The sequence below is a fragment of the Mycobacterium sp. NPDC004974 genome (assembly GCF_053600815.1).
In genome coordinates, this window is record NZ_JBSGAQ010000019.1 from 20,313 (window position 1) to 40,160 (window position 19,848).

The 19,848-nt window shown below is 66.9% G+C and carries 19 protein-coding genes; 14 read left to right on the forward strand and 5 right to left on the reverse strand.

The annotated features are described in order from the left end of the window. Window positions 1-66: 66 nt before the first annotated feature. Together ACWEFV_RS29770 and ACWEFV_RS29775 are read left to right on the forward strand one after the other, a co-directional pair. On the forward strand, window positions 67-339 hold the full coding sequence (locus ACWEFV_RS29770) for a hypothetical protein (RefSeq protein ID WP_135453394.1): 273 nt from the start codon (window positions 67-69) through the stop codon (window positions 337-339). Window positions 340-891: 552 nt separating this feature from the next. Next, entirely contained in the window at window positions 892-2,301 is a 1,410-nt protein-coding gene (locus ACWEFV_RS29775; RefSeq protein ID WP_450072823.1) for a DUF4185 domain-containing protein, read from the forward strand. Here the strand turns inward: ACWEFV_RS29775 and ACWEFV_RS29780 are convergent. Beyond that, window positions 2,273-2,926, reverse strand: a complete 654-nt coding sequence (locus tag ACWEFV_RS29780) for a TetR/AcrR family transcriptional regulator (protein WP_450072824.1) — start codon at window positions 2,924-2,926, stop codon at window positions 2,273-2,275. The two genes, ACWEFV_RS29775 and ACWEFV_RS29780, sit on opposite strands and share 29 nt — an antisense overlap. Continuing rightward, window positions 2,923-4,260: an aromatic ring-hydroxylating oxygenase subunit alpha gene (locus ACWEFV_RS29785; RefSeq protein ID WP_450072825.1), complete on the reverse strand. Its 1,338-nt coding sequence runs from the start codon at window positions 4,258-4,260 to the stop codon at window positions 2,923-2,925. The genes ACWEFV_RS29780 and ACWEFV_RS29785 overlap by 4 nt, the downstream gene beginning before the upstream one ends. 100 nt (window positions 4,261-4,360) lie before the next feature. On the opposite strand from ACWEFV_RS29785, the gene ACWEFV_RS29790 reads away from it, so the two are divergent. Then, window positions 4,361-6,121 carry an N-acyl-D-amino-acid deacylase family protein gene (locus tag ACWEFV_RS29790; RefSeq protein ID WP_450072826.1) on the forward strand — a complete coding sequence of 587 codons (1,761 nt, stop codon included), beginning with the start codon at window positions 4,361-4,363 and terminating at the stop codon, window positions 6,119-6,121. 3 nt (window positions 6,122-6,124) lie between these two features. Further along, window positions 6,125-7,135, forward strand: a complete 1,011-nt coding sequence (locus tag ACWEFV_RS29795; protein ID WP_450072827.1) for an alpha/beta fold hydrolase — start codon at window positions 6,125-6,127, stop codon at window positions 7,133-7,135. Here the strand turns inward: ACWEFV_RS29795 and ACWEFV_RS29800 are convergent. Beyond that, the gene (locus tag ACWEFV_RS29800) at window positions 7,080-7,697 is read right to left on the reverse strand and encodes a TetR/AcrR family transcriptional regulator (protein ID WP_450072828.1); all 618 of its coding nucleotides are present in this window, start codon (window positions 7,695-7,697) and stop codon (window positions 7,080-7,082) included. The genes ACWEFV_RS29795 and ACWEFV_RS29800 overlap by 56 nt on opposite strands. 165 nt (window positions 7,698-7,862) lie before the next feature. Between ACWEFV_RS29800 and ACWEFV_RS29805 the strand changes: the two genes are divergently transcribed. The 5 genes from ACWEFV_RS29805 (at window position 7,863) to ACWEFV_RS29825 (ending at window position 12,328) form a co-directional block, all read left to right on the forward strand. Next, on the forward strand, window positions 7,863-8,813 hold the full coding sequence (locus ACWEFV_RS29805; protein WP_450072829.1) for a metal-dependent hydrolase: 951 nt from the start codon (window positions 7,863-7,865) through the stop codon (window positions 8,811-8,813). Continuing rightward, window positions 8,806-9,972, forward strand: a complete 1,167-nt coding sequence (locus ACWEFV_RS29810; protein WP_450072830.1) for a DUF7802 domain-containing protein — start codon at window positions 8,806-8,808, stop codon at window positions 9,970-9,972. Before ACWEFV_RS29805 ends, ACWEFV_RS29810 begins: the two co-directional genes overlap by 8 nt. 62 nt (window positions 9,973-10,034) lie before the next feature. Next, the gene (locus ACWEFV_RS29815; protein WP_450072831.1) at window positions 10,035-11,075 is read left to right on the forward strand and encodes an LmeA family phospholipid-binding protein; all 1,041 of its coding nucleotides are present in this window, start codon (window positions 10,035-10,037) and stop codon (window positions 11,073-11,075) included. Beyond that, window positions 11,075-11,632, forward strand: a complete 558-nt coding sequence (locus ACWEFV_RS29820) for a chorismate mutase (protein WP_450072832.1) — start codon at window positions 11,075-11,077, stop codon at window positions 11,630-11,632. Before ACWEFV_RS29815 ends, ACWEFV_RS29820 begins: the two co-directional genes overlap by 1 nt. Before the next feature lie 72 nt (window positions 11,633-11,704). Continuing rightward, a complete protein-coding gene (locus tag ACWEFV_RS29825; RefSeq protein ID WP_286174746.1) occupies window positions 11,705-12,328 on the forward strand; it encodes a hypothetical protein in 624 nt (207 codons plus the stop codon). Between the two features lie 2 nt (window positions 12,329-12,330). On the opposite strand, the gene ACWEFV_RS29830 is transcribed toward ACWEFV_RS29825, so the two are convergent. Then, window positions 12,331-13,902: a PTS transporter subunit EIIC gene (locus ACWEFV_RS29830; RefSeq protein ID WP_450072833.1), complete on the reverse strand. Its 1,572-nt coding sequence runs from the start codon at window positions 13,900-13,902 to the stop codon at window positions 12,331-12,333. Window positions 13,903-14,045: 143 nt separating this feature from the next. On the opposite strand from ACWEFV_RS29830, the gene ACWEFV_RS29835 reads away from it, so the two are divergent. From ACWEFV_RS29835 to ACWEFV_RS29850, 4 genes are all read left to right on the forward strand, one after another. Beyond that, window positions 14,046-14,516, forward strand: coding sequence for a PTS sugar transporter subunit IIA (locus tag ACWEFV_RS29835; RefSeq protein WP_450072834.1), 471 nt, complete (start codon window positions 14,046-14,048; stop codon window positions 14,514-14,516). Then, complete coding sequence (gene nagB, locus ACWEFV_RS29840) at window positions 14,517-15,302, forward strand: glucosamine-6-phosphate deaminase (RefSeq protein WP_450072835.1); 786 nt, start codon at window positions 14,517-14,519, stop codon at window positions 15,300-15,302. It begins immediately after the preceding gene. Continuing rightward, window positions 15,303-16,448, forward strand: coding sequence for an N-acetylglucosamine-6-phosphate deacetylase (gene nagA / locus ACWEFV_RS29845; RefSeq protein ID WP_450072836.1), 1,146 nt, complete (start codon window positions 15,303-15,305; stop codon window positions 16,446-16,448). A 64-nt stretch (window positions 16,449-16,512) separates the two neighbouring features. Beyond that, window positions 16,513-19,221 (forward strand): LuxR C-terminal-related transcriptional regulator, encoded by a 2,709-nt coding sequence (locus tag ACWEFV_RS29850; RefSeq protein ID WP_450072837.1) that lies wholly within the window; start codon window positions 16,513-16,515, stop codon window positions 19,219-19,221. Here the strand turns inward: ACWEFV_RS29850 and ACWEFV_RS29855 are convergent, their stop codons facing one another. Beyond that, window positions 19,222-19,431 (reverse strand): hypothetical protein, encoded by a 210-nt coding sequence (locus ACWEFV_RS29855; protein ID WP_135453410.1) that lies wholly within the window; start codon window positions 19,429-19,431, stop codon window positions 19,222-19,224. Window positions 19,432-19,451: 20 nt separating this feature from the next. Between ACWEFV_RS29855 and ACWEFV_RS29860 the strand changes: the two genes are divergently transcribed. Further along, window positions 19,452-19,811: a DUF488 domain-containing protein gene (locus ACWEFV_RS29860; protein ID WP_450072838.1), complete on the forward strand. Its 360-nt coding sequence runs from the start codon at window positions 19,452-19,454 to the stop codon at window positions 19,809-19,811. Window positions 19,812-19,848 lie beyond the last annotated feature (37 nt).

The window sequence follows — 19,848 nt, forward strand, 5'->3', positions numbered from 1 at the left end:
TCCGCTGACTCTGGACCGACGGGGCGATCCACAGTCTGGGTTCCGCAAGTCAGAGGGGTTTGGAAGATGTTGAAGTCCATCGCCATCAGCGCCGCAGCGGCCGGCGCACTGGGCCTGGCTGTCCTCGGTATCGGCTCAGGTGTCGCCAATGCTGCCCCCGCACCGGTGGCCGGATCGGGAGTCGGCTGGGCTGAGCACCCGGGGTGGGGTTACGGCCCCGGCCCGTGGGGCCCGCCTCCGCCGCCTCCCGCGTATGGAGCCGGTTGGGGTTACGGCGGCTATGGCCCGCCGTCCGTATGCGCCACGGGGCCGTTCCGGCTGGTGCAGGTCTGTAGCTGATCCGCAAAACGAAACTGCCCATGTGCGAGCCGAAAACTCTCGCACATGGGCAGTTTCGCTTAGTTACTTCTTGTTGCCCCCAGGCCGCGGGGGTGGCGGCGGCTTGGCCTTGGTCGTCGGCTCGAATTTGCCGCCCTTTTTCGGATCGAATGTTCCAGCCATGGTGATCCCTCTCGCTCGTTTCGATAGATCCACCAATGCCCACCGTAGCCACGATCGCAAGGCCAGGCGTGGCGAACGGCGATGAACAGCTGAGAGTTCCGTGTGAACCACGCAGGTGCCACCGGCTTTCACGGCGGATCGGCGCGACGAGGCGGCGAGAATCACGACGAGCCGAATGCAGCCGGCCATGCCGGGTCACCGTGGCGACGCGTGGCAAGGCGACACGCCGGGTCTGTTGCGACACGGTCACGGGACGGTACCTATCAGTGCATCACTGGTCACATCGGCAACATTGATCACTAACGTCACATCAGCCAACTGTGACGTCATGTCGACGTCCCTGCATTGGGAAGGTGTGACATGTCGCGACGTCCTCGAGGTGCTTCGACGATGGCAGCGGCGGCCGCAATCGGACTCGTCGTCGCCGTCGGCGTAGCGCCCTCGGCATCGGCTGAACCCTGTGAAGGCGCTGCTGCGGCCGCGCAACCCCTCCCGAACCAGGCCTTCCAGATCCCCAAGCCCTCCAGGCTCGCTCCGCTCAACCGTCCGATCGGGCACATGCCGGCCGGGGCCAACGATCGGGCTCCGTTGCCAAAGCTCGGGCAGTTGCCGTTGGCCCTCCTCAAGGCGCTGATGCCGAACACGGGGCAGGTCAGGCAGAAGGCGGCGGTCGTCCCGGCACCCAATCCCGGCGGTGCTCAGCCTGTCCCGAACGCGGCTCAGCCGGCTCCGGTCCCGGCGGCGCCCCAGCCCGCCGCGGCTCCCGCAGCACAGCCGGCGCCGGGGGCGCCTCCCGGAACGTCGATCGTCGGGTGGGTGACGGGTCCCGACAGCCCCAACCAGACGATCAAGCGCTTCGCCATCACGGGTACCGACCTCGGAATCATGTGGGACAACGGCGATCCGGTGAACCGCCAGGTACTGATGGCCTTCGGCGATACCAACGGATACTGCGGCATTCCCGGCAAGCAGTGGCGCTACAACGCGCTGTTCCGCAGCCAGGACGGTTCGCTGGCTCAGACCGTCGCTGTGCCCGACGGGGTGGTCGCCAACAAATACTCGGGTTCGCCGGTGTGGCGGCAGGGCATCTCCAAGCAGATCATCAACAGCATCGGCCGGGCGCCGGAGGAGACCGGGATCATCCCGACAGCGGGGATTGCCGTCGGGCGCAACCAGTATCTGAACTTCATGTCGATCCGGAACTGGGACAGCCCGGGAGCGTGGTCGACCAACTTCTCGGCGATCGCGATGTCGCCGGACAACGGTGAGAACTGGGGTGTCTACCCGGGGACCATCCGTCCGCCCGGCGGAGGTAACGAGAACTTCCAGATGGGCGCGTTCCTCAAGCCTGGCCCTGGTGATCCCTACATCTACACGTTCGGCACGCCGAACGGGCGCGGCGGTTCGGCCTATATCGCGCGGGTGTCGCCGGCCTTCATCCCGGACCTCACGAAGTACGAGTACTTCAACGCCGACAACAATGCCTGGGTGCCGGGCAATCCGGCGGCGGCAACACCGGTGATCCCGGGTCCGGTGAGCGAGATGTCCGCGCAGTACAACACGTATCTCAAGCAGTACCTCGTCATGTACGGCAACGGGATGAACGATGTGGTGATGCGTACCGCGCCTGCCCCGCAGGGGCCGTGGGGACCTGAGCAGTTGATCGCGCCCTCATCACAGATCCCGGGCGGTATCTACGCGCCGTACCTGCATCCGTGGTCGACGGGCAAGGAACTGTATTACAACCTGTCGCTGTGGTCGGCCTACAACGTCATGCTGATGAAGACCGTGCTGCCGTGACCCGACCATTGACGTGCCCCAGCGGAGCCAACATCGCGTCGAGGCCGTATTCGAACACCGCGTCGTAGTCGGTGGGGGACTGCAGGGCCGCGACGAGCGCCTGATCGGGCCAGTCGGCGGTCCACAGGGACGGGTCCTCCTCCTCGTGCGCAGGGCCCCGCACCGCCGAGAACAGCATCACCGCAGAGGCGGTCACGTGCACCTGCACGGCCCGTAATACCAGTGCGGCGTGGGTTCCGGTGACGCCGGCCTCGGCCAGCTCGGCGGCGAGTTTCTGCTGGACCGGCAGGAACAACGTCGGTGTCCGGTCTCGCTCGTGGGCGATCGCCAGCAGATGCTGGCGGCGGATCAGCAGGCTGCGCTGGTTGCGGGCAAGCGCGGCGATCCGATTCACCGGATCTTCGCCCTCCATGGGCAGTCCGGCCATCTCAGCGACCAGGCGGTCGACCAGGCTGTCGAAGAGCGCGTCGCGGCCCCCGACATGCCAGTAGATCGAGGTCACGGCGACGCCGATCCGCTCGGCGAGCCCGCGCATCGAGAACGCCTCCACCCCATCGGATTCGATGAGACTTGCGGCCGCGTCGAGGATGACCTCGGCGTCGATCGGCTTAGCCTTCGGGCTCATCGGCCGGCTTCCGCCTGACAGATGCGTTCGGGCTCGGGCAGGTCCAGGTAGCGCTCGAGATTGCGGTGCATGTTGATGATTCTCCGCTCCTCTGCCGACAGCACCAGATGGGTGAACCCCGGTTGGTGCAGACCGCGCTGGAGGCCGGTCAGTACGGCGATGTCCTGGCTCATCACCACGCCGGGGTGAGCTTCGTCGGCGCCCATGCGGACGTCCGTCGGCCGGACCCGCGGTGCCTGCGCCGGCATGCGGGCCATCAGCGTCATCACGAGCTGCCCCCGGTCGGGGTCAGGCCCGGGCAACGACGTCATCACCGTGAGATGGTCGGCGCTGGCCAGCAGGGTCAGGTTGGGGAAGACGTTGTACTGGTGCAGGCACATCACCTGGTCGGTGCTGGCCCAGCCGATGTCGACACCGCGTCCGGCCGCGAATTCCTTGATTTGCGTGGCGATCACGTCGGCCACCGTCTGGCCAGGGGCCTGCCGGTCCCGGGGGAACGGCGTACCTTCGGCGAGACCCATCAGGGCTCCCTGGGTGTACACGTAGGCGTCCCACACCTCCTCGTCGCTCAGCGATCCCGCGAGTCGCGGGCTCGGAACTCCGTAGAGGGATTCGGATTTACCGGTGTGACCCCAGATCTTCTGCGGTGCGTACACATCGTCCATGCACCGGTGCAGTTCGGGATGCAGGGTCTGGACGTGATAAGTCTCGCTGTAGCCGTCGGCGATGGTCTTCCAGTTGGCATCGACGTCGATGGTCATCGTTGCGTAGCAACGGAAGTCGCCGAGTCCGCACCAGGCGATGTCGCCGGGGACCGCCTCCAGATAGTCGGCCAGGGACATCGCGTCGGGGTCGAGGTTGACGAAGACCAGTCGTTCCCAGGTGTCCACCTGCACCGGAGCCAGCGGGAACTCGGACATGTGCACCGTCCCGAACCCTTTGCGGTTCGGGATCCGCTTCAGCGCGCCGGCCAGATCCCAGGTCCAGCCGTGATAGCCGCATTTCAATTCCCGCAGCGAGGAGCCGGCACCGGTGCACAGGGCGTTACCGCGGTGACGACAGGCATTCTGGAAGGCGCGCAACTCGCCGTCGTCTCCCCGGATGATGAGAACCGAGTAGGGGCCGCAACGGTATTCGAAGTAATCGCCGGGTTCGGCGACATGGTCGACCGTGCATGCCTGCTGCCACACCCGCGGCCACATGCGTTCCACTTCGAGTTGAGCGAACGCCGGTGAGATGTAGCGATCGGCCGGCACCAGCGTGGGACGTGCCGGCGGGTCGCCGATCGCGTCCACCCGTCTCGGGTCGTCGGTGTGCGTGGAACTCAGGGCCATGGAGGTGCCTCCCATTGAGAAGGACAAACTCGGGACGGTGGCAATGTAACGGTGTTACATTGCCACCGTAGCGGCCTGAACGCCTCAAGGGAGCAGAAACGTGTTCGATCTCAAAATCACCGGCGGCACTGTCGTCGACGGGACCGGTGCGGACCGGTTCACCGCCGATGTCGCGATCAAGGACGGCAAGATCGTCGAGGTGCATCGGCGCGGCGCCAACGACCCGGCCCTGGGCGGCGATGCAGCCGAAACCATCGACGCCACAGGCAAGATCGTCGCCCCCGGATTCGTCGACATCCACACCCACTACGACGGGCAGGTCTCCTGGGACGCCGTGCTCGAGCCGTCCAGCAATCACGGCGTCACCACCGTGGTGGCGGGCAACTGCGGCGTCGGCTTCGCGCCGGTGCGTCCCGGCCAGGAGGAGTGGCTGATCTCCCTGATGGAGGGCGTCGAGGACATCCCGGGTACGGCCCTGACCGAGGGCATCACCTGGGGCTGGGAAACCTTCGGCGAATACCTGGACGTGATCGGACAGCGCGAACTGGCCGTCGACATGGGCACCCAGATCGCCCACGGTGCGATTCGGGCCTACGCGATGGGCGAGCGCGGCGCCCGCAACGAGCCGGCGAACCCCGATGACATCAAGGCCATGGCGAAGCTGGTGCAGGAGGCCATCGAGGCTGGGGCACTTGGTTTTTCATCGTCGCGCACCATCGCGCACACCGCGATGGACGGCGAGCCGGTGCCCGGCACCTTCGCCGCCGAGGACGAGTTGTTCGCCCTGGGCCGGGCCACGGCGGCCGGTGGCGCGGCGGTGTTCGAGCTGGCTCCGCAGGGGGCTGCCGGTGAAGACATCGTCGCACCCAAGAAGGAACTCGAATGGATGCGCCGTCTCGGTGAAGAGATCGACTGCGCGCTCAGCTTCGCCCTGATCCAGGTCGACGCCGACCCCAACCTGTGGCGCGACCAGCTCGACCTGTCGGCGGCGGCGCACCAGGCCGGTAGCCGGTTGTTCCCGCAGGTGGCGGCGCGACCGTTCGGCATGCTGCTGGGCTTCCCCGGCCACCACGCCTTCACCCATCGCCCGACCTACCGGCGCCTGCAGGCCGAATGCACCCGCGAGGAGCTCGCGGAGCGGCTCGCGGACCCGAAGGTGCGCGCCGCGATCCTGGCTGAGGAAGACCTGCCGATCGACCCGAACAAGCTGTTCGACGGCATGTTCATGCTGGCGCAGAATGTGGCAAATCGGCTGTACCACATCGGGGAACCGCCGGACTACGAACCGACCGACGAGCGTACCGTCGCGGCCATCGCCAAACAGCGCGGCGTCGACCCGCTGACGGCGATGTACGACCTGATGCTCGAGGCCGACGCCGGCGCCATGCTGATGTACCCGATGTTCAACTATTCCGACGGTAACCACGATGCGATCCGCGAGATGCTCACCCATCCTGCGGGTGTGCTGGGCCTGTCCGACGGCGGCGCGCACTGCAGCATGATCTGCGATGCCTCGTACCCGACGTTCCTGCTGACGCACTGGGCCCGCGACCGTCATCGCGGCGAGAAGTTGCCACTGGAGTACGTGATCCGTAAGCAGTCGCACGACACCGCGCAGCTCTACGGCATGTCGGACCGCGGCGTGATCGGCGTGGGCAAGAAGGCCGACATCAACGTCATCGACCTGGACGCGCTGACCTTGCATGCGCCGAGGATGGCGTATGACCTGCCGGCCGGCGGAAAACGGTTGGTACAGGGCGCAAGTGGCTACGAAGCGACAATCGTGAGCGGCGCGGTGACCCGCCGTCGCGGTGTCGACACAGGTGCCCGCCCGGGGCGTCTGGTGCGCGGGACCCGCTGATAGGTGTCTTTCCGCTACGACCCGCGTCAGCGGCCGGCGCAGCCTTCGGCACCGGCCGCTGACGCGTTCGCCATCCACACTGCCGTTGTCGCCGAAGGGGTTTCGCTGGCATTCGTCCGCGAGGGTATCGGCGGTGTGCCCCTGCTGCTGGTGCACGGGTATCCCGAGACCAAGCGGATCTGGTGGCGCAACATCGCGGCCCTGGCCGCGGCCGGCTTCGAGGTCATCGTCCCGGACCTGCGCGGCGTGGGGGACAGCGCGATCCCGCCCGACGACCAGCACGACATCGTCACGTACTCCCGCGATCTGTATGCGTTGGTGCATGACGAGCTGGGGCACGACTCCTGCCTGATCGCCGCGAGTGATGTCGGGGCTGTCGTCAGCACCGACCTGATTCACCGGTTTCCCGGATTCGTCACGGGTTTCTGTGTTTTCAACACTGTGCCGCCCATGGCCGTCGACTACTCGGGAATCGGCACCCAGCATCCGGCATCGGTCGGCGGCGCGGCCGACCCGACCGGCGACTACCGGTGGATGCAGGGTGCTTTCCCCGACGAGCTCGCTGCGATGCTGACGACGCCCGAAGCGCGCAGGCAGTGGGTGGCGGCGATGTACACCAATCGGTTGTGGGGCTCGGCGTACGCGTTCAACCAGTCCGACGTGGATTTCATGACCGAGCCGTTCGCCCACGAGGCACGGCTACGGGCCGGCTGGGCGTCCTACCAACTCGCCTACGGCCGCGCCATGCCCGAGATCCCGTTGATGGATGCGGTCGAGGTGCCCACGCTGGTGCTCTACGGTCCCGACGATCATGTGGTCGGCGAGGACTTCGTTCCCTGCACCGAGCGCGCGTTTCTCAATCGCATTGGGCCGTTGGTGGTTCCGGGTGCCGGTCACTTCCTGCAATGGGAGCGCGCCGACATCTTCAACCGGTTGATCCCGGCGGTGTTCGGCGACGTCATCGCGAACCATCGGCAGGCTGCGCCAGAATCGACGCGCCCAGCCAGCGTCTGACGAAGCGCCGCAGCTCCTCGGGACTGCGGGCGGGGTCGTTCGGTGCGACGAAGAACGACAGCATCGTGCGCAGGGTGAATTCGACCAGGTCGCGCAGCGACGATTCGTCGTACCCGTATTTCTCCCAGTCGACGTCGAAGCGCGTGATCATCCGCATACCGAACGCCTGGCCTTCGTCGGATGCGACATTGACCGAACTGGCTGCGGCCTGGGGCCCCGACAGCATGATGCGCAGGTGCGGTATCCGGGTGACCTCCGCCAAGGTGAACATGACGCCTTCGGTCATCGCCTCGGCGGGATCGGTGATGCCGCGCACGCTCTCGGCGAGCCGGTCGAGAAATCCGTCGACCGTGGCGATGGCCGCCGCGTGCATCAGGGCCTCTGCGGTGGGGAAGTAGCGGTACACGGTCTGGCGGATGACGCCGAGCGATGCCGCGACATCGGCGATGCTGATGCTGGTGCCGGTCTCGGCGATCAACCGCACCGCGGCGGCCACGATCCGTTCCGAGGCCTCCTCGTCGCTGCCGGGCGGTTGCCCGTCCCACCCACGCCTACGCGCCACAGTCTGGATTCCTCGCAGGCAACACCCCTGCAGGATATCGCCACCCATCGTTGACGGGCCGCATCCGCGTGTAGTAATCATACAAACTGGGCGTTGTTTGTATGATTGGTCTCGATCAGCAGGCAGCCGCGGTTCGAGAGTCCAAGACAAGGCGAGGTGGCACCGATGACGGATCTGATCGTGCGGAAGATGAGGTTCGCGTTCGCGGACCACCGCGTCCCGTTCCTGTGGAACGAGACGAACCCGGCGTTCTCGTCGATGGCCAACGCGGTGTCGTTCCTGGCCATCGCGTTCGAGAAGATGATCGGCCACATGATCACCGAGGCCATGCCGTTCATCACCGATCCGGCGGTGGCCGAGGAGGCACAGGCCTTCGTGCGGCAGGAGGGCCAGCACTCGATGGCCCACCGTCAGCACGCCAAGGGACTGATCAAGACGTACCCGGCCCTGAAGGAGACCCTCGACGAGGTGATCAAGGCGTTCGACGACCTCACCGCCGAGACGCCGCTGAAGTACCGGTTGGCATACACCGCCGATCTGGAGGCGACGTTCACACCGGTCTTCAAGTTGATGCTCGATCATGACGACACGCTGTTCGCTCCGGGGGATGACCGGGTGGCGTCACTGTTCCTGTGGCACTTCGTCGAAGAGGTCGAGCACCGCAGCTCGGCGTTGATCATCTACGACGCGGTGGTGGACGACCCGTGGTACCGCATGCGGGTCGCCCCGTCGATCTTCAAGCACGTGTGGGCCGTGCTCAAGATCGCCTGTGAGGGCTTCAACAAGCACGTCCCCCTGGAAGAACGCCAGATCGACGCGGTGTCGATGTTCGGCATGCAGGCACGGAAAAAGGCCATCCTGCAAAAACTCCCGTTCACCAAGGCGCCCTATGACGGTCCATTCGACAACGCGTTCGCCCACCTGCCGGTACGGGAAATGCTGACTGCCCTGGTAGGGGTGGTCCGCAGCCAGGTTCCGGGCCACAACCCGGCCCACGAGAAGCTGCCGGTCCTGGCCGACGAGTGGTTCCAGCGTTATCAGGACGGCTACGACGTCACGCTGTGGTACACCGCCGACCAGACCCCGAGCCAGAAGGTGGATACCGCCGATGTCTGATCTGTGCACCCCGACCTTCTCGGGTTTGGCTGAGCGACTGGGCTTTTCGTGTGACACGGCCGGGGGTCTGGTCGAGTTCCGCAACCCGTTCGGGCTGGAGAACTGGACGCTTCCGGTGCTGGAGATCACCGTGATCGTCGGCGCGGTGCTGGCCCTGGTGTACGCCATCGTGCGGCTGCGCCGTCACAACGATCCGACCAACCTGGTGCTGTGGTTCGGTGCCATCGCCTATCTGCTGATCATCGAACCGCCACTGTATTTCCCCGGCGCGTTCGGGATCGCCGACCACGTCGACACGATGTTCGCGCACAACGTGTTCACCGTCGACTTCCTGTGGGGCCGGCTGCCGCTGTACATCGTCGCGATCTACCCGATGATGGCCACGGTGGCATACGAGATCGTCCGGATTCTCGGGATCTTCCGCCGGCGCGGTGTGCTGGTCGGCGCGATCTGCGTCGGATTCGTCCACCACGCGTTCTACGAGATCTTCGACCACATCGGTCCGCAGCTGCGGTGGTGGGAGTGGACGCTGGACCATCCGATGAACCAGCCGTTCTTCGCCTCGGTGCCGCTGCCCAGCGTCGTCGTGTTCGCGGCATTGTGGCCGATGTCGTTGGCCTTCTGCGTGCAGCTGTTCGTCGGCCGCCACGTCCAGGACGGCAAGGCGTTCACCGGCCTGCAGATCGTGGGCCGCACCATCGTGGTCGGCGTCCTGGCGTCGATCGGAACCGCGGTGCTGCCTCTGCCCGCCACGCTCGCCGCGTCGATCTCGGGCAGTACCACGGTAGGCGGGGTGGTCTACGCCGCCGAACTCGTCGTGCTCACCGTGGTGGCGATTCCGGTGCTGTTCAATCAGTGGTCGAGCCTGCGCCGGGACCGCGACCCGGCAACAGTGCGTTATTCGAACCCGCTCATCCTGCGCTACGCCGCGGTATATCTGGCGGTCATGACGGTGCTGTGGCTGACTGCTCTGCCGGCCTACTTCGGCGCGGTCGACGGTGTCACGGCCGACGGCGACCCCATCGGCAGCCTCGCCTACACCGTGATCTGCGTGCTCATCGCTGGATTGTCGATCGCTGCAGCGGCTACCGTAAATCCCGCTGGCCTGCGACAACTGCCCGATGCGGTGGCGCAGGAACTGGCGGGCGAGCGGGAATGAGGAGCGAACCCACAGGCGCGCCACACGGCTGACCGCGTGGGTGATGGGGCAGAATTGCGGAGGTGCCGACACCGCCGCAACGCCCCGGCGATCCAGGCCGGCGAGATATGCAAGGCCGCGGCCCTGTGCCGCCGCCCGATCCGGCCACCCGGCGGCTGCCCCGTCCCGGGCGGTCGGAGGCTCCGACCGAACAGATCCGGGCCCGCAGTCAGCCGCCGGAGGCCGCGACCGAGAAATTCAGGCCCCCAGAGCCCGCGACCGAGAAAATCGTGCAGAACCGTCCGCCGGTCGCGCCCCGGCCCGGGGGACCCCCTCCGCCGCCGCTGCCCCCGGTCGAGCCCAATCGGCCGCCGCCTGAGCCGGCGAAGCCGTCGTCACGGTGGCGCAGCCCGCAGGCGATCATCCTGGCCGCCGTCATGGTCGTCGCGCTTGTGATGATCGGGCTGACGGGCGCCGAACTGTACGCCCGGCACAAGGCCGGCTCGGTTCTCGTCGCCGTCGCCGAATGTGTGGTGGAGGACAACGCCTCGGTCTCGTTCGGGGTCAAGCCGCCTTTCCTGTGGCAGCACATCACCGGCCACTACACCAACATCTCGGTGGAAACCGGCGGCAAGCAGGTGCAGGCCGCCAAGGGCATGACGGCGGACGTGGCATTGTCCGACATCCGCTTACAGGGCACCGAGGACTCCAAGGGCACCATCGGATCGTTGAGCGCGACACTGACCTGGACAACTGCCGGGATCAAGAACACGGTGGCCGAGAACCTGCCCGGCGTCGGCTCCCTGGTCACCGATGTCAGCACCGATCCGTCCGCGGGCACCATCACCATGGAGGCGGTAGGGGACACCAAGGTGACTGCAAAACCGGTGGTGAACAACGGAAACCTCGATCTGCAGATCACCGACGTCAGCGGGCCCTTCGAGAAAGACACCGTGCAGACGGCGCTCGACAGCCTCATGACGAAGCTGAACGAGGCCTACCCGCTCGGGATTCATGCGGACAGCGTCTCGGTGACCGACTCCGGCGTGGTGGGCAAGTTCTCCAGCCAGAATGCGTCCATTCCCAACGACGAATCCAACGACGCCTGCTTCTCCAAGCTCTGATGCTCGCCCGATTCGCGACGGTCGGCGTGCTGACGCTCGCGGCGCTGTGCGGCGCTCCACTCGCCCGCGCGCAGGACCCGAGCCCGCTGCTGCCGTTGGTGGACGCCGCAGCGCAGCGCCTTCAGACCGCAGACCCTGTGGCCGCCAACAAGTTTCGCACCGGCGGACCGATCGAAGACCCGCGCCGTGAACAGCAGGTCATCGATGCCACCACGGCCGAGGCCGGCAGTCGGCACATCGACCCGGCCTACGTGGGCCAGGTGTTCCGGGATCAGATCGACGCGACCGTCGCAGTGGAGCACGGTCTGTTCGAGCAATGGAAGCTGGATCCGGGAACCGCTCCCACAAGCGCGCCCGATCTCGCGGCGTCGAGAACCGCCATCGATGCGCTCAACCACACGATGGTGAACGAGATCGCCGACCAGTGGCCGACCCTGCACTCACCGTCATGCCCGGGCGACCTGGCGAGCGCCGTCGATGGCGTGGCCGCGGCCCGAGATCTGGATCCGCTGTATCGGCGGGCGCTGGACTACGCCACCAGGTCCTATTGCCGCTGACGTCGGACCCAATCGGGAATTGACGTTTCTGTCGACGGTGCGCGGGTACTCCTTGCCGCAGGAGGTCTGGAAATGCCTACATGGAGTTGGATCGTCATCGCTGTAGTCGCCGTGGTGATCGTGCTGCTCGCGGTGGTCGTTGCCGCATCGATGATGCGTCAGAAGCGGAGCGAACGGCTCAAGGATCAGTTCGGGCCGGAGTATGAGCACGCCGTCGAAACAGCCGGTGGTCAGCGTGCCGGCGAGCGGGAACTGCGAGCGCGCGAACGCAAGCACGATAAGTTGGACGTCAAAGAGCTGACGCCGGAGTCCCGGGCGCGATACGTCGAGGCGTGGGGCGTGACGCAGACCGGGTTCGTCGACAATCCGTCGAGATCGGTCGGTGACGCCGATCGCCTGGTGACCGAGGTGATGCGCGAACGCGGTTATCCGATAGACGATTTCGAGCAGCGTGCCGCAGATGTGTCCGTGGATCACCCTGAAGTGGTCGAGCACTATCGGGCAGCGCACATCCTTCACCTGGCGCAAGAGCAGGGCGACATCGGAACCGAGGCGCAACGCGAGGCGATCGTCCACTATCGCGCGCTCTTCGAGCGATTGGTCGGAGTTGAACCCGCGACCCGTCAGACCCGTCAGCCCGAGACACGCGCCGAGGGGGAGCCCGGCACGGATTCGCCGAAGGAGGCGGGTGCGTAGGGCTACAAGCTGTCGACGATCGCGTTCTTCAGCGCCTCGGAACCTGTGCCGAACACCGCTTGAACGCTGTTACCGACCTCGATGACGCCTGCCGCGCCGAGGGCCTTCAGCCGGTCTTGGTCGACCTTGGTCTTGTCGGCCACTTCCATGCGGAGCCGGGTGATGCAGGCGTCGACATTGACGAGGTTCTCCCGGCCGCCGAACGCGGCGATGATCTGTTCGGCCTGAGTGTCTGCTCGCGCAGGTGCGGTGAGCGTGCCGGTGCCGCCGGTCGTCACGGTGGTGGCGGAATCGGCACCCTCGCCGAGGTTGGCCTGTTCCTCGGCCTCGAACTCCGTCTCTGGTTCGCGGCCGGGTGTGAGCATGTTCCACCTCTTGATCGCGACGTAGAACATCACGAAGTAGACGACCGAGAACACCGCTCCCATCACGACCAGCAGCCAGATGTTCTTCGCCGCGGGCGCACCGCCGTAGAGCAGCAGATCGAGGAGTCCGGCCGAGAACGAGAAGCCCAGGTGGATGTCGAGCAGATAGGCGATCGCCAGGGACAGCCCGGTCAGGACCGCATGGATGACGTAGAGCGGGAACGCCACGAACATGAACGCGAACTCGAGCGGTTCGGTCACGCCGGTCAGGAACGCGGTGAGGGCGGCCGCTGAGAGGATGCCGACCGCAACCTTGCGTTGCTTCTTGTTCGCGGCGAGGATCATCGCCAGCGCCGCGGCGGGTAGACCGAACATCAGCACCGGGTAGAACCCCGAGGTGAGGATGCCCGCGGTCGGGTCGCCCGCCGCGAACCGGGTGAGCTCACCGGTGACCACCGTGCCGTCCGCGTTCTGATAGTCGCCGTAGATGAACCACACGTAAGAGTTCGGGATGTGGTGCAGGCCCAGGGGAATCAGCATGCGGTTGGCGAATCCGTAGACGAATGCCCCCAGCGCGCCGCTGCCGCCGATGAACCGGCCGAGCCCGGTCAGTCCCGCGTCGAAGATCGGATAGAAGTAGCTCATCAGGAAGGCGATGAACAGACTCGCCAGGGACACCACGATCGGGACGAAACGTCGCCCGCCGAAAAAGCCGAGATAGGACGGTAATTGGATGGTGTGGTAGCGGTCGAACAGCCATGCCGTCACCAGACCCACCACGATTCCGGCGAACACGCTGTAGTTGATCTGGGCCTGATCGCCGGCCTTGTCCACTTCGCCGGCCAGCACGATGGGGGACATGGTCTTGAACACCGCGGCCATCACCAGATAACCGACCACCGCGGCCAGCGCCGTCGAGCCGTCGGCCTTGCGGGCGAAGCCGATCGCGACACCGACCGCGAAGAGCAGGGGCAGATTGGTGAACAGGGCATCGCCGGCGGCGCTCATCGCCTTGAAGAACGGGCCGATAACGGGGGAGTCGATCCGGCCCAGCAGGTCGGGTTGGCCCAGCCGCAGCAGGATGCCCGCGGCGGGCAACACGGCGATCGGCAACATGAGGCTCTTGCCGAGTCGTTGCAGCTGCGCGAAAGCGGGTATGTGCAGACCGGATTTCTCCTGTGCACCTTCAGATTTCGTCGTACCGCTCATCGCCTTCTCGCCCTCCTGGCCACCCGGCGCGACCCGCCGCGAAGCTGTGCGGAAGCTTAGACGAGAACCCGTAAACTCGCGGCCGTCTTTCGGTCACGCTCGTATTGTTGGGGCACGAGCCCCCGCCACAAAGGAGCCGCACAGTGAGCAGCACGCGAGTACTCGCCCCGGTCGCCGGGCGCGCAGTGGCACTCCAGGATGTTCCGGACCCGGTGTTCTCGGCGGGCATGGTGGGGTACGGCGCCGCCGTGGACCCCCCACGGGGCGTGATCGACGCGGTTGCCCCGGTCAGCGGCAAGTTGTTGAAGCTGATGCCGCACGCCTACGTGATCATGACCGCCGACAATGTCGGCGTCCTGGTCCACCTCGGGTTGGACACCGTCGCGCTGAACGGCGAAGGCTTCACAGCACACGTGAGTCAGGGGGATGAGGTCACCGCCGGCCAGGTGGTGATCACCTACGACGTGCCCGCCATCGAGGCGAAAGGCCTGAATCCGATTGTCCCCGTTGTGGTCATGGACGAGCGTGAGCCCGGCAATGTGACGGTGGCCGGGCCGGTGGCCGCCGGAGCCGACATCGACTCGGGTGCGGACCTTTTCACGGCGAACAAGTAGATGGAAGTCATCATCCTCGCCGATGCCGCGAAGATCGGCGGCGTGGCCGCGGATGCGGTCGGCGCGCTGTTGGACCGCAAACCGGACGCGGTTCTGGGCCTTGCCACCGGCTCGTCACCGCTGGCGATCTACGACGAGCTTGTCACGCGGTGTACCGCGGGGCAGATCTCGTTCCGGCAGGCCCGCGGGTTCACCCTCGACGAGTACGTCGGCCTGCCCGCCGACCATCTTGAGCGCTACCGCAACGTGATCGACACCGTGTTCGTCTCGCGCGTCGACTTCGCCCCGGGTGCGGTGCTGGGCCCCGACGGCCTGGCGAGCGACATTCCGGCGGCATGCGCGGCATACGAGGACGCCATCCGCGGCGCGGGTGGGGTCGACCTACAGATCCTCGGCATCGGCACCGATGGACACATCGGCTTCAATGAGCCCGGGTCCTCGCTGGCGTCGCGCACCCGGATCAAGACGCTGACGCAGCAGACCCGCCTCGACAACGCCAGGTTCTTCGGAGGCGATCTGGACGCGGTGCCGACGCACTGCCTGACCCAGGGCCTGGCCACCATCATGGCGGCCCGGCACGTGATCCTGGTGGCGCTCGGCCGTAGTAAGGCCGAAGCGGTGCACCATCTGGTCGAGGGTGCCGTGAGTGCCATGTGGCCGGCGACCATCCTGCAGCATCACCCGCATGTCACGGTGCTGCTCGATGACGCTGCGGCACAGCGGCTTCAGCTCATCGGCTACTACCGTGAGACCTACCGCTCGAAACCGGATTGGCAGGGCATCTGAATGTTGCTGACGGCCGGCACGCTGATCACGGGCGCAGATCTGTTGCGGCCGGGATGGATTGAGGTGTCCGGTGACCGGGTGACGGCGGTGGGTGCGGGTGCGCCACCCCGGCCCGCCGATCGTGATCTCGGCCCGGTGACCGTCGTGCCGGGTTTCGTCGACACCCATACGCACGGTGGCGGCGGCGGCAGTTTCTCGGTCCCATCGGAGGCCGACACGTCGGCCGCTGTGGCGCTGCACCGGCGGCACGGCACCACCACCATGATCGCCTCCCTGGTCACCGCGAGCCCGGACGATCTGCTGCAACAGGTCGGTGCGCGGGCCGAGGACGTTCGGGCCGGGCGGATCGACGGAATCCACCTCGAAGGTCCGTGGCTGTCGACCGTGCGGTGCGGGGCCCATCAACCCGCGCTCATGCGCGACCCGGATCCGGCGGAGATCGACCGGGTGCTCAGCGCCGCCGCAGGGACGATCCGGATGGTGACGATCGCGCCCGAACGTAGCGGTGCGCTTGAGGCGATCCGGCAGTTCGTCGGCGCCGGTGTGGTGGTGGCCGTGGGTCATACCGAGGCGACCTACGAGCAGACCCGCGCAGCGATCGCAGCCGGTGCCACGGTGGGCACGCATCTGTTCAACGCCATGCGTCCGATCGACCGGCGCGAACCGGGCCCGGTGATCGCCCTGCTCGAAGACCCCGCCGTCACCGTCGAACTCATCACCGACGGGGTCCACATCGATCCGGCCATCTACCGGCACGTCACGCGTTCGGTCGGTCCGGATCGCGTTTCGCTGATCACCGACGCGATGGCGGCCACCGGCATGTCCGACGGGCGTTATCACCTGGGGCCGGTGCGGGTCGACGTGATGGACGGGGTCGCGTTCGTCGGCGGCACCGACACCATCGCCGGGAGCACGGCGACCATGGACCGGGTGGTTCGATTCGCCGTGGCCCATTGCGGGTTGACGAGTGACGAGGCTCTGCTGCTCGGTGTTCGCCAGGCGTCGATCAACCCGGCGCGGGCGCTGGGCCTTCCCGGTGGCGGCCTGATCCCCGGGGCCGCAGCCGATCTCGTGGCACTGGATGCGGATCTGACCGTCGCCGCGGTGATGCGCCGAGGCGTGTGGGAGCTGGAACCGGCGGCGTAGTCGCCCAATGGGCATGTGGGCCCGAGAAGTGTTTTCTGAGGCAAGGATTCGCGTTGCTGCGGCGGTGATTAGCCGTTACGAATTCTTGCACCGGCGTACCGTCACCCGGGTAACGCCGCAGAGCATCTGGGGGTCGTTCTTGCCGGACTGGCCGTTTGTCGCACGGGATTCCGAACTGCGCGAAGCCGCGCAGGCGTTGCGGGGCGGCGCCCGCGGGGTGGTCTTGGCAGGTAAGGCCGGAGTGGGAAAGTCGGCGCTGGCCCGCGTACTGGCTGAGGGCCTTGAGACAGACGGTTGCGCCGTCCGGTATGTGCTGGGCACCGAGACCGGGCAGGCGGTGCCGCTCGGGGCATTTCGCCACGCGCTCACCCTGACCGACGCGCGTGACCCGACGGTGATGCTCGCCGTGGCACATGAGATGTTGGCCACCGATCCCGACCTCGTCATCGTGGTCGATGACGCTCAGCACCTCGACCCGTTGTCGGCGCTGTTGGTCCAGCAACTGGCCGTGCACGGCGCGCCGAGGCTGATCGTCACCATCGGGAACGGCGCGGCTCCGTCCGATGCGGTGACCGCCTTGTGGAAAGAACAGCTGTTGCTGCGGTTGGACCTCGAACCCTTCACCCGGGAGCAGACCGCTGAGTTGGCTGCCGCGGTGTTGGGCGGCGAAGTCGACGAGCGTGCGGTCGGAGAACTGCACCGGTTCTCCTCGGGAAGTCCGCTCTACCTCCGGGGTTCGCTCAACGCGGCCCTGGGCGACGCGGTGTTCGTCTGCGAGCAGGGACGCTGGCGGTTGCGCGGGCAGCTGCGGGCGAGTGCCGATCTGCACGCACTGATCAATTCGCGGTTCGACACCCTCACACCGGACGAACGCGACGTGATGGAGGTGGTCTCCACCGCCGAGGTGCTCGACTGGGACGTGTTGGTGGGAGCCTGCGACCTCGACGCGATCGCCAGGCTCGAGCGCAGGGGAGCGATCCAGGTGCTCAACGACGCGGCCTGCACCCTCGTGCAGCCCGGCCACCCCATCATCGGTGAGGTGGCCCGCAGCCGGTGCCCGAAAACCCGTTCCCGGCAGATCAATACGCAGTTGGCGGCCCTGCTGGGCGCGCACCTGGAATCGCCGAACAACGGCCGGCTCCCTGACGTCCGGGGACGCATACAGCTGGCACGATTCATGGCGGGAGGCAATGGTCCGGCCGATCCGGGCGCCATCGCCGACGCCGCGGCCAGTGCGGTCACGATGTCCAATCTGGCGCTGGGAGAAGAACTGGCGCGATACGCACTGGATCACGGCGCCGGGGTGCCCGCGGCGATCGTCCTGGCCGACGCGATGAGCTGGCAGGGCCGCGGCGAGCAGGCCGAGGAGTTACTGGCCCGGTCGGTGCCACCGGCCGACGACGAACCGATGCTGGCGCGTTGGGGCTGCCTGCGGGCATCCAACCTGTTCTTCGGGTGTGCCCGACCTGACGCCGCGCGTTCCGCACTCGCCATGATTCGGCGGCAGGTGCACTGCCCGCAGACGTTGAGCCTGGTCGTGGCGATGGAGGCGGTTTTCGCGTTCTTCGCCGGTGAGCTTGCCGGTGCGATCACGCTGGGCATCGAAACACTCGGCGCTGAGGCGTGGTCGATGGCCAACAGGTCGACGGCCGACGTATGGGCGGCACTGGCCACCTCGAGTGCGCTGGCCTTGTCTGGTCGCCCGGGTGAGGTCGCCATGGTGGCGCAGGCGGGTGAATTGGCCGCCGAGGATTGCGAGTCGGGGCCGCAGCGTTACTGGCTGGCCTTTGCACAGGTCGCGGCGGCCGCGGCCGAAGGGGATCTGGCACGGGCGCAGCGGGTCTGTGACCGCTACGCGGTGTTGGCGGCCGGTTCTCCGCAGGCCGAGGCCATCGTCACCGCGCTGAATGGGCGGGTGGCGTTGGCCCGCGGCTGTCTGCCTTCGGCGGGTGAAGCACTGCAGGCCGCGGTGTGGACCACCCCGCAGGTACTCCCGCCGGGGTGGTTGATGGTGGTCGCCGCGTGGCTGGCCCAAGCCGAGGGGATGCGCGGTAACGGCTCCGCCGCGGGCGCCGCGTTGCTACAGGCCGAGTCTGCCGCGGTCGGGCCGCTTGAGGTGTTCCGGCCCGAGCTGGAGTTGGCCAGAGCCTGGACGGCGGCAGCGAACGGTGACACGGGATCGGCCGTGGACCACGCTGCCCGGGCGGCGCAGTGCGCCAAAGCGGGCGGAATGAACACGGTCGAGCTCACGGCCCTGCACACAGCGTTGCGATTCGGGCAGACCGCGGGTGACCGCAGGATCCAGCAACTGGCGCGCCGCCATGGTGGCCGGCTGGCCGAGGCCATCGCCGCACACAGCCGCGGCCTCGCCCGCCATGATCCTGATCAACTCGTCGCGGCCACGGACCGGTTCGAGGCGATCGGTGCGTTGGGGCTGGCCGCCGATGCGGCCGCCCACGCGGCCAGGGAGTATGCCGGGGCCGGCTGCCGTGGCGGTGAATTGGAATCGGCTGCCAGGGCACTGTGGCTGTCGGGCCAGAGTGGTGCGATGACGCCGGCCCTGTGCTGCGCCGGAGACCCGCTGCCGCTCACCGAGCGTGAGTGGGAGATCGCCACTCTCGTCGGTATCGGGATGAGCAACCGCCAGATCGCCGGCAAGTTGTGCGTGTCGGTGCGCACCGTCGACGGACATCTGTACCGCATGTTCGCCAAGCTCGGCGTAGAGGACCGCGACCACCTGGCCCGGCTGGCGCGCTTCGGCCCGGCCAGTTGATCAGGTGGGGTGTTCGGGGTCCTCACTGGAACTCCGGGCACCCACGAATTCGAGGAGACGCGGATCTGTGGAGGTGAACCGGTCCACTTCCTCACCGCCGTCGCATCGCAGTAACGCGATCGTGAGGCTGTCGGCGGTGCGGGTGAGGACGTGCCAGTGTGCGCCGGAATCCTCCCAGCGCTGTAGATCTGCCAACCGGTCCGGGCCCATGCCTCCTACGATGGCATGTCATGGCCCCAAAAAACCGGGTGCGGGTGGCCCGTGTGTACACCGAACCGGAACCTGATGAGGGGCAGCGGGTCCTGGTCGACCGATTGTGGCCCCGGGGCTTGAAGAAGACCGATCCGCGGGTAGGGCGTTGGCTGCGCTCGGTTGCCCCGTCCACGGAGTTGCGTCACTGGTACGACCACAAGCCGGAGCGGTATGACGAGTTCGTCGCGCGCTACACCCAGGAGTTGCAGTCCGGCGAGGAGGCCGCGGCTCTCGATGAGTTGCGGGCGTTGGTCAGCGACGGCCCGGTCACCTTGGTGACCGCCACCCGTGAACTCGACCTCAGCCACCTGACCGTGCTGGCCAAGCTGCTGACCTGAGCTTCGAGCCCGGAGGAAGGTAAACCTACCCTCATTC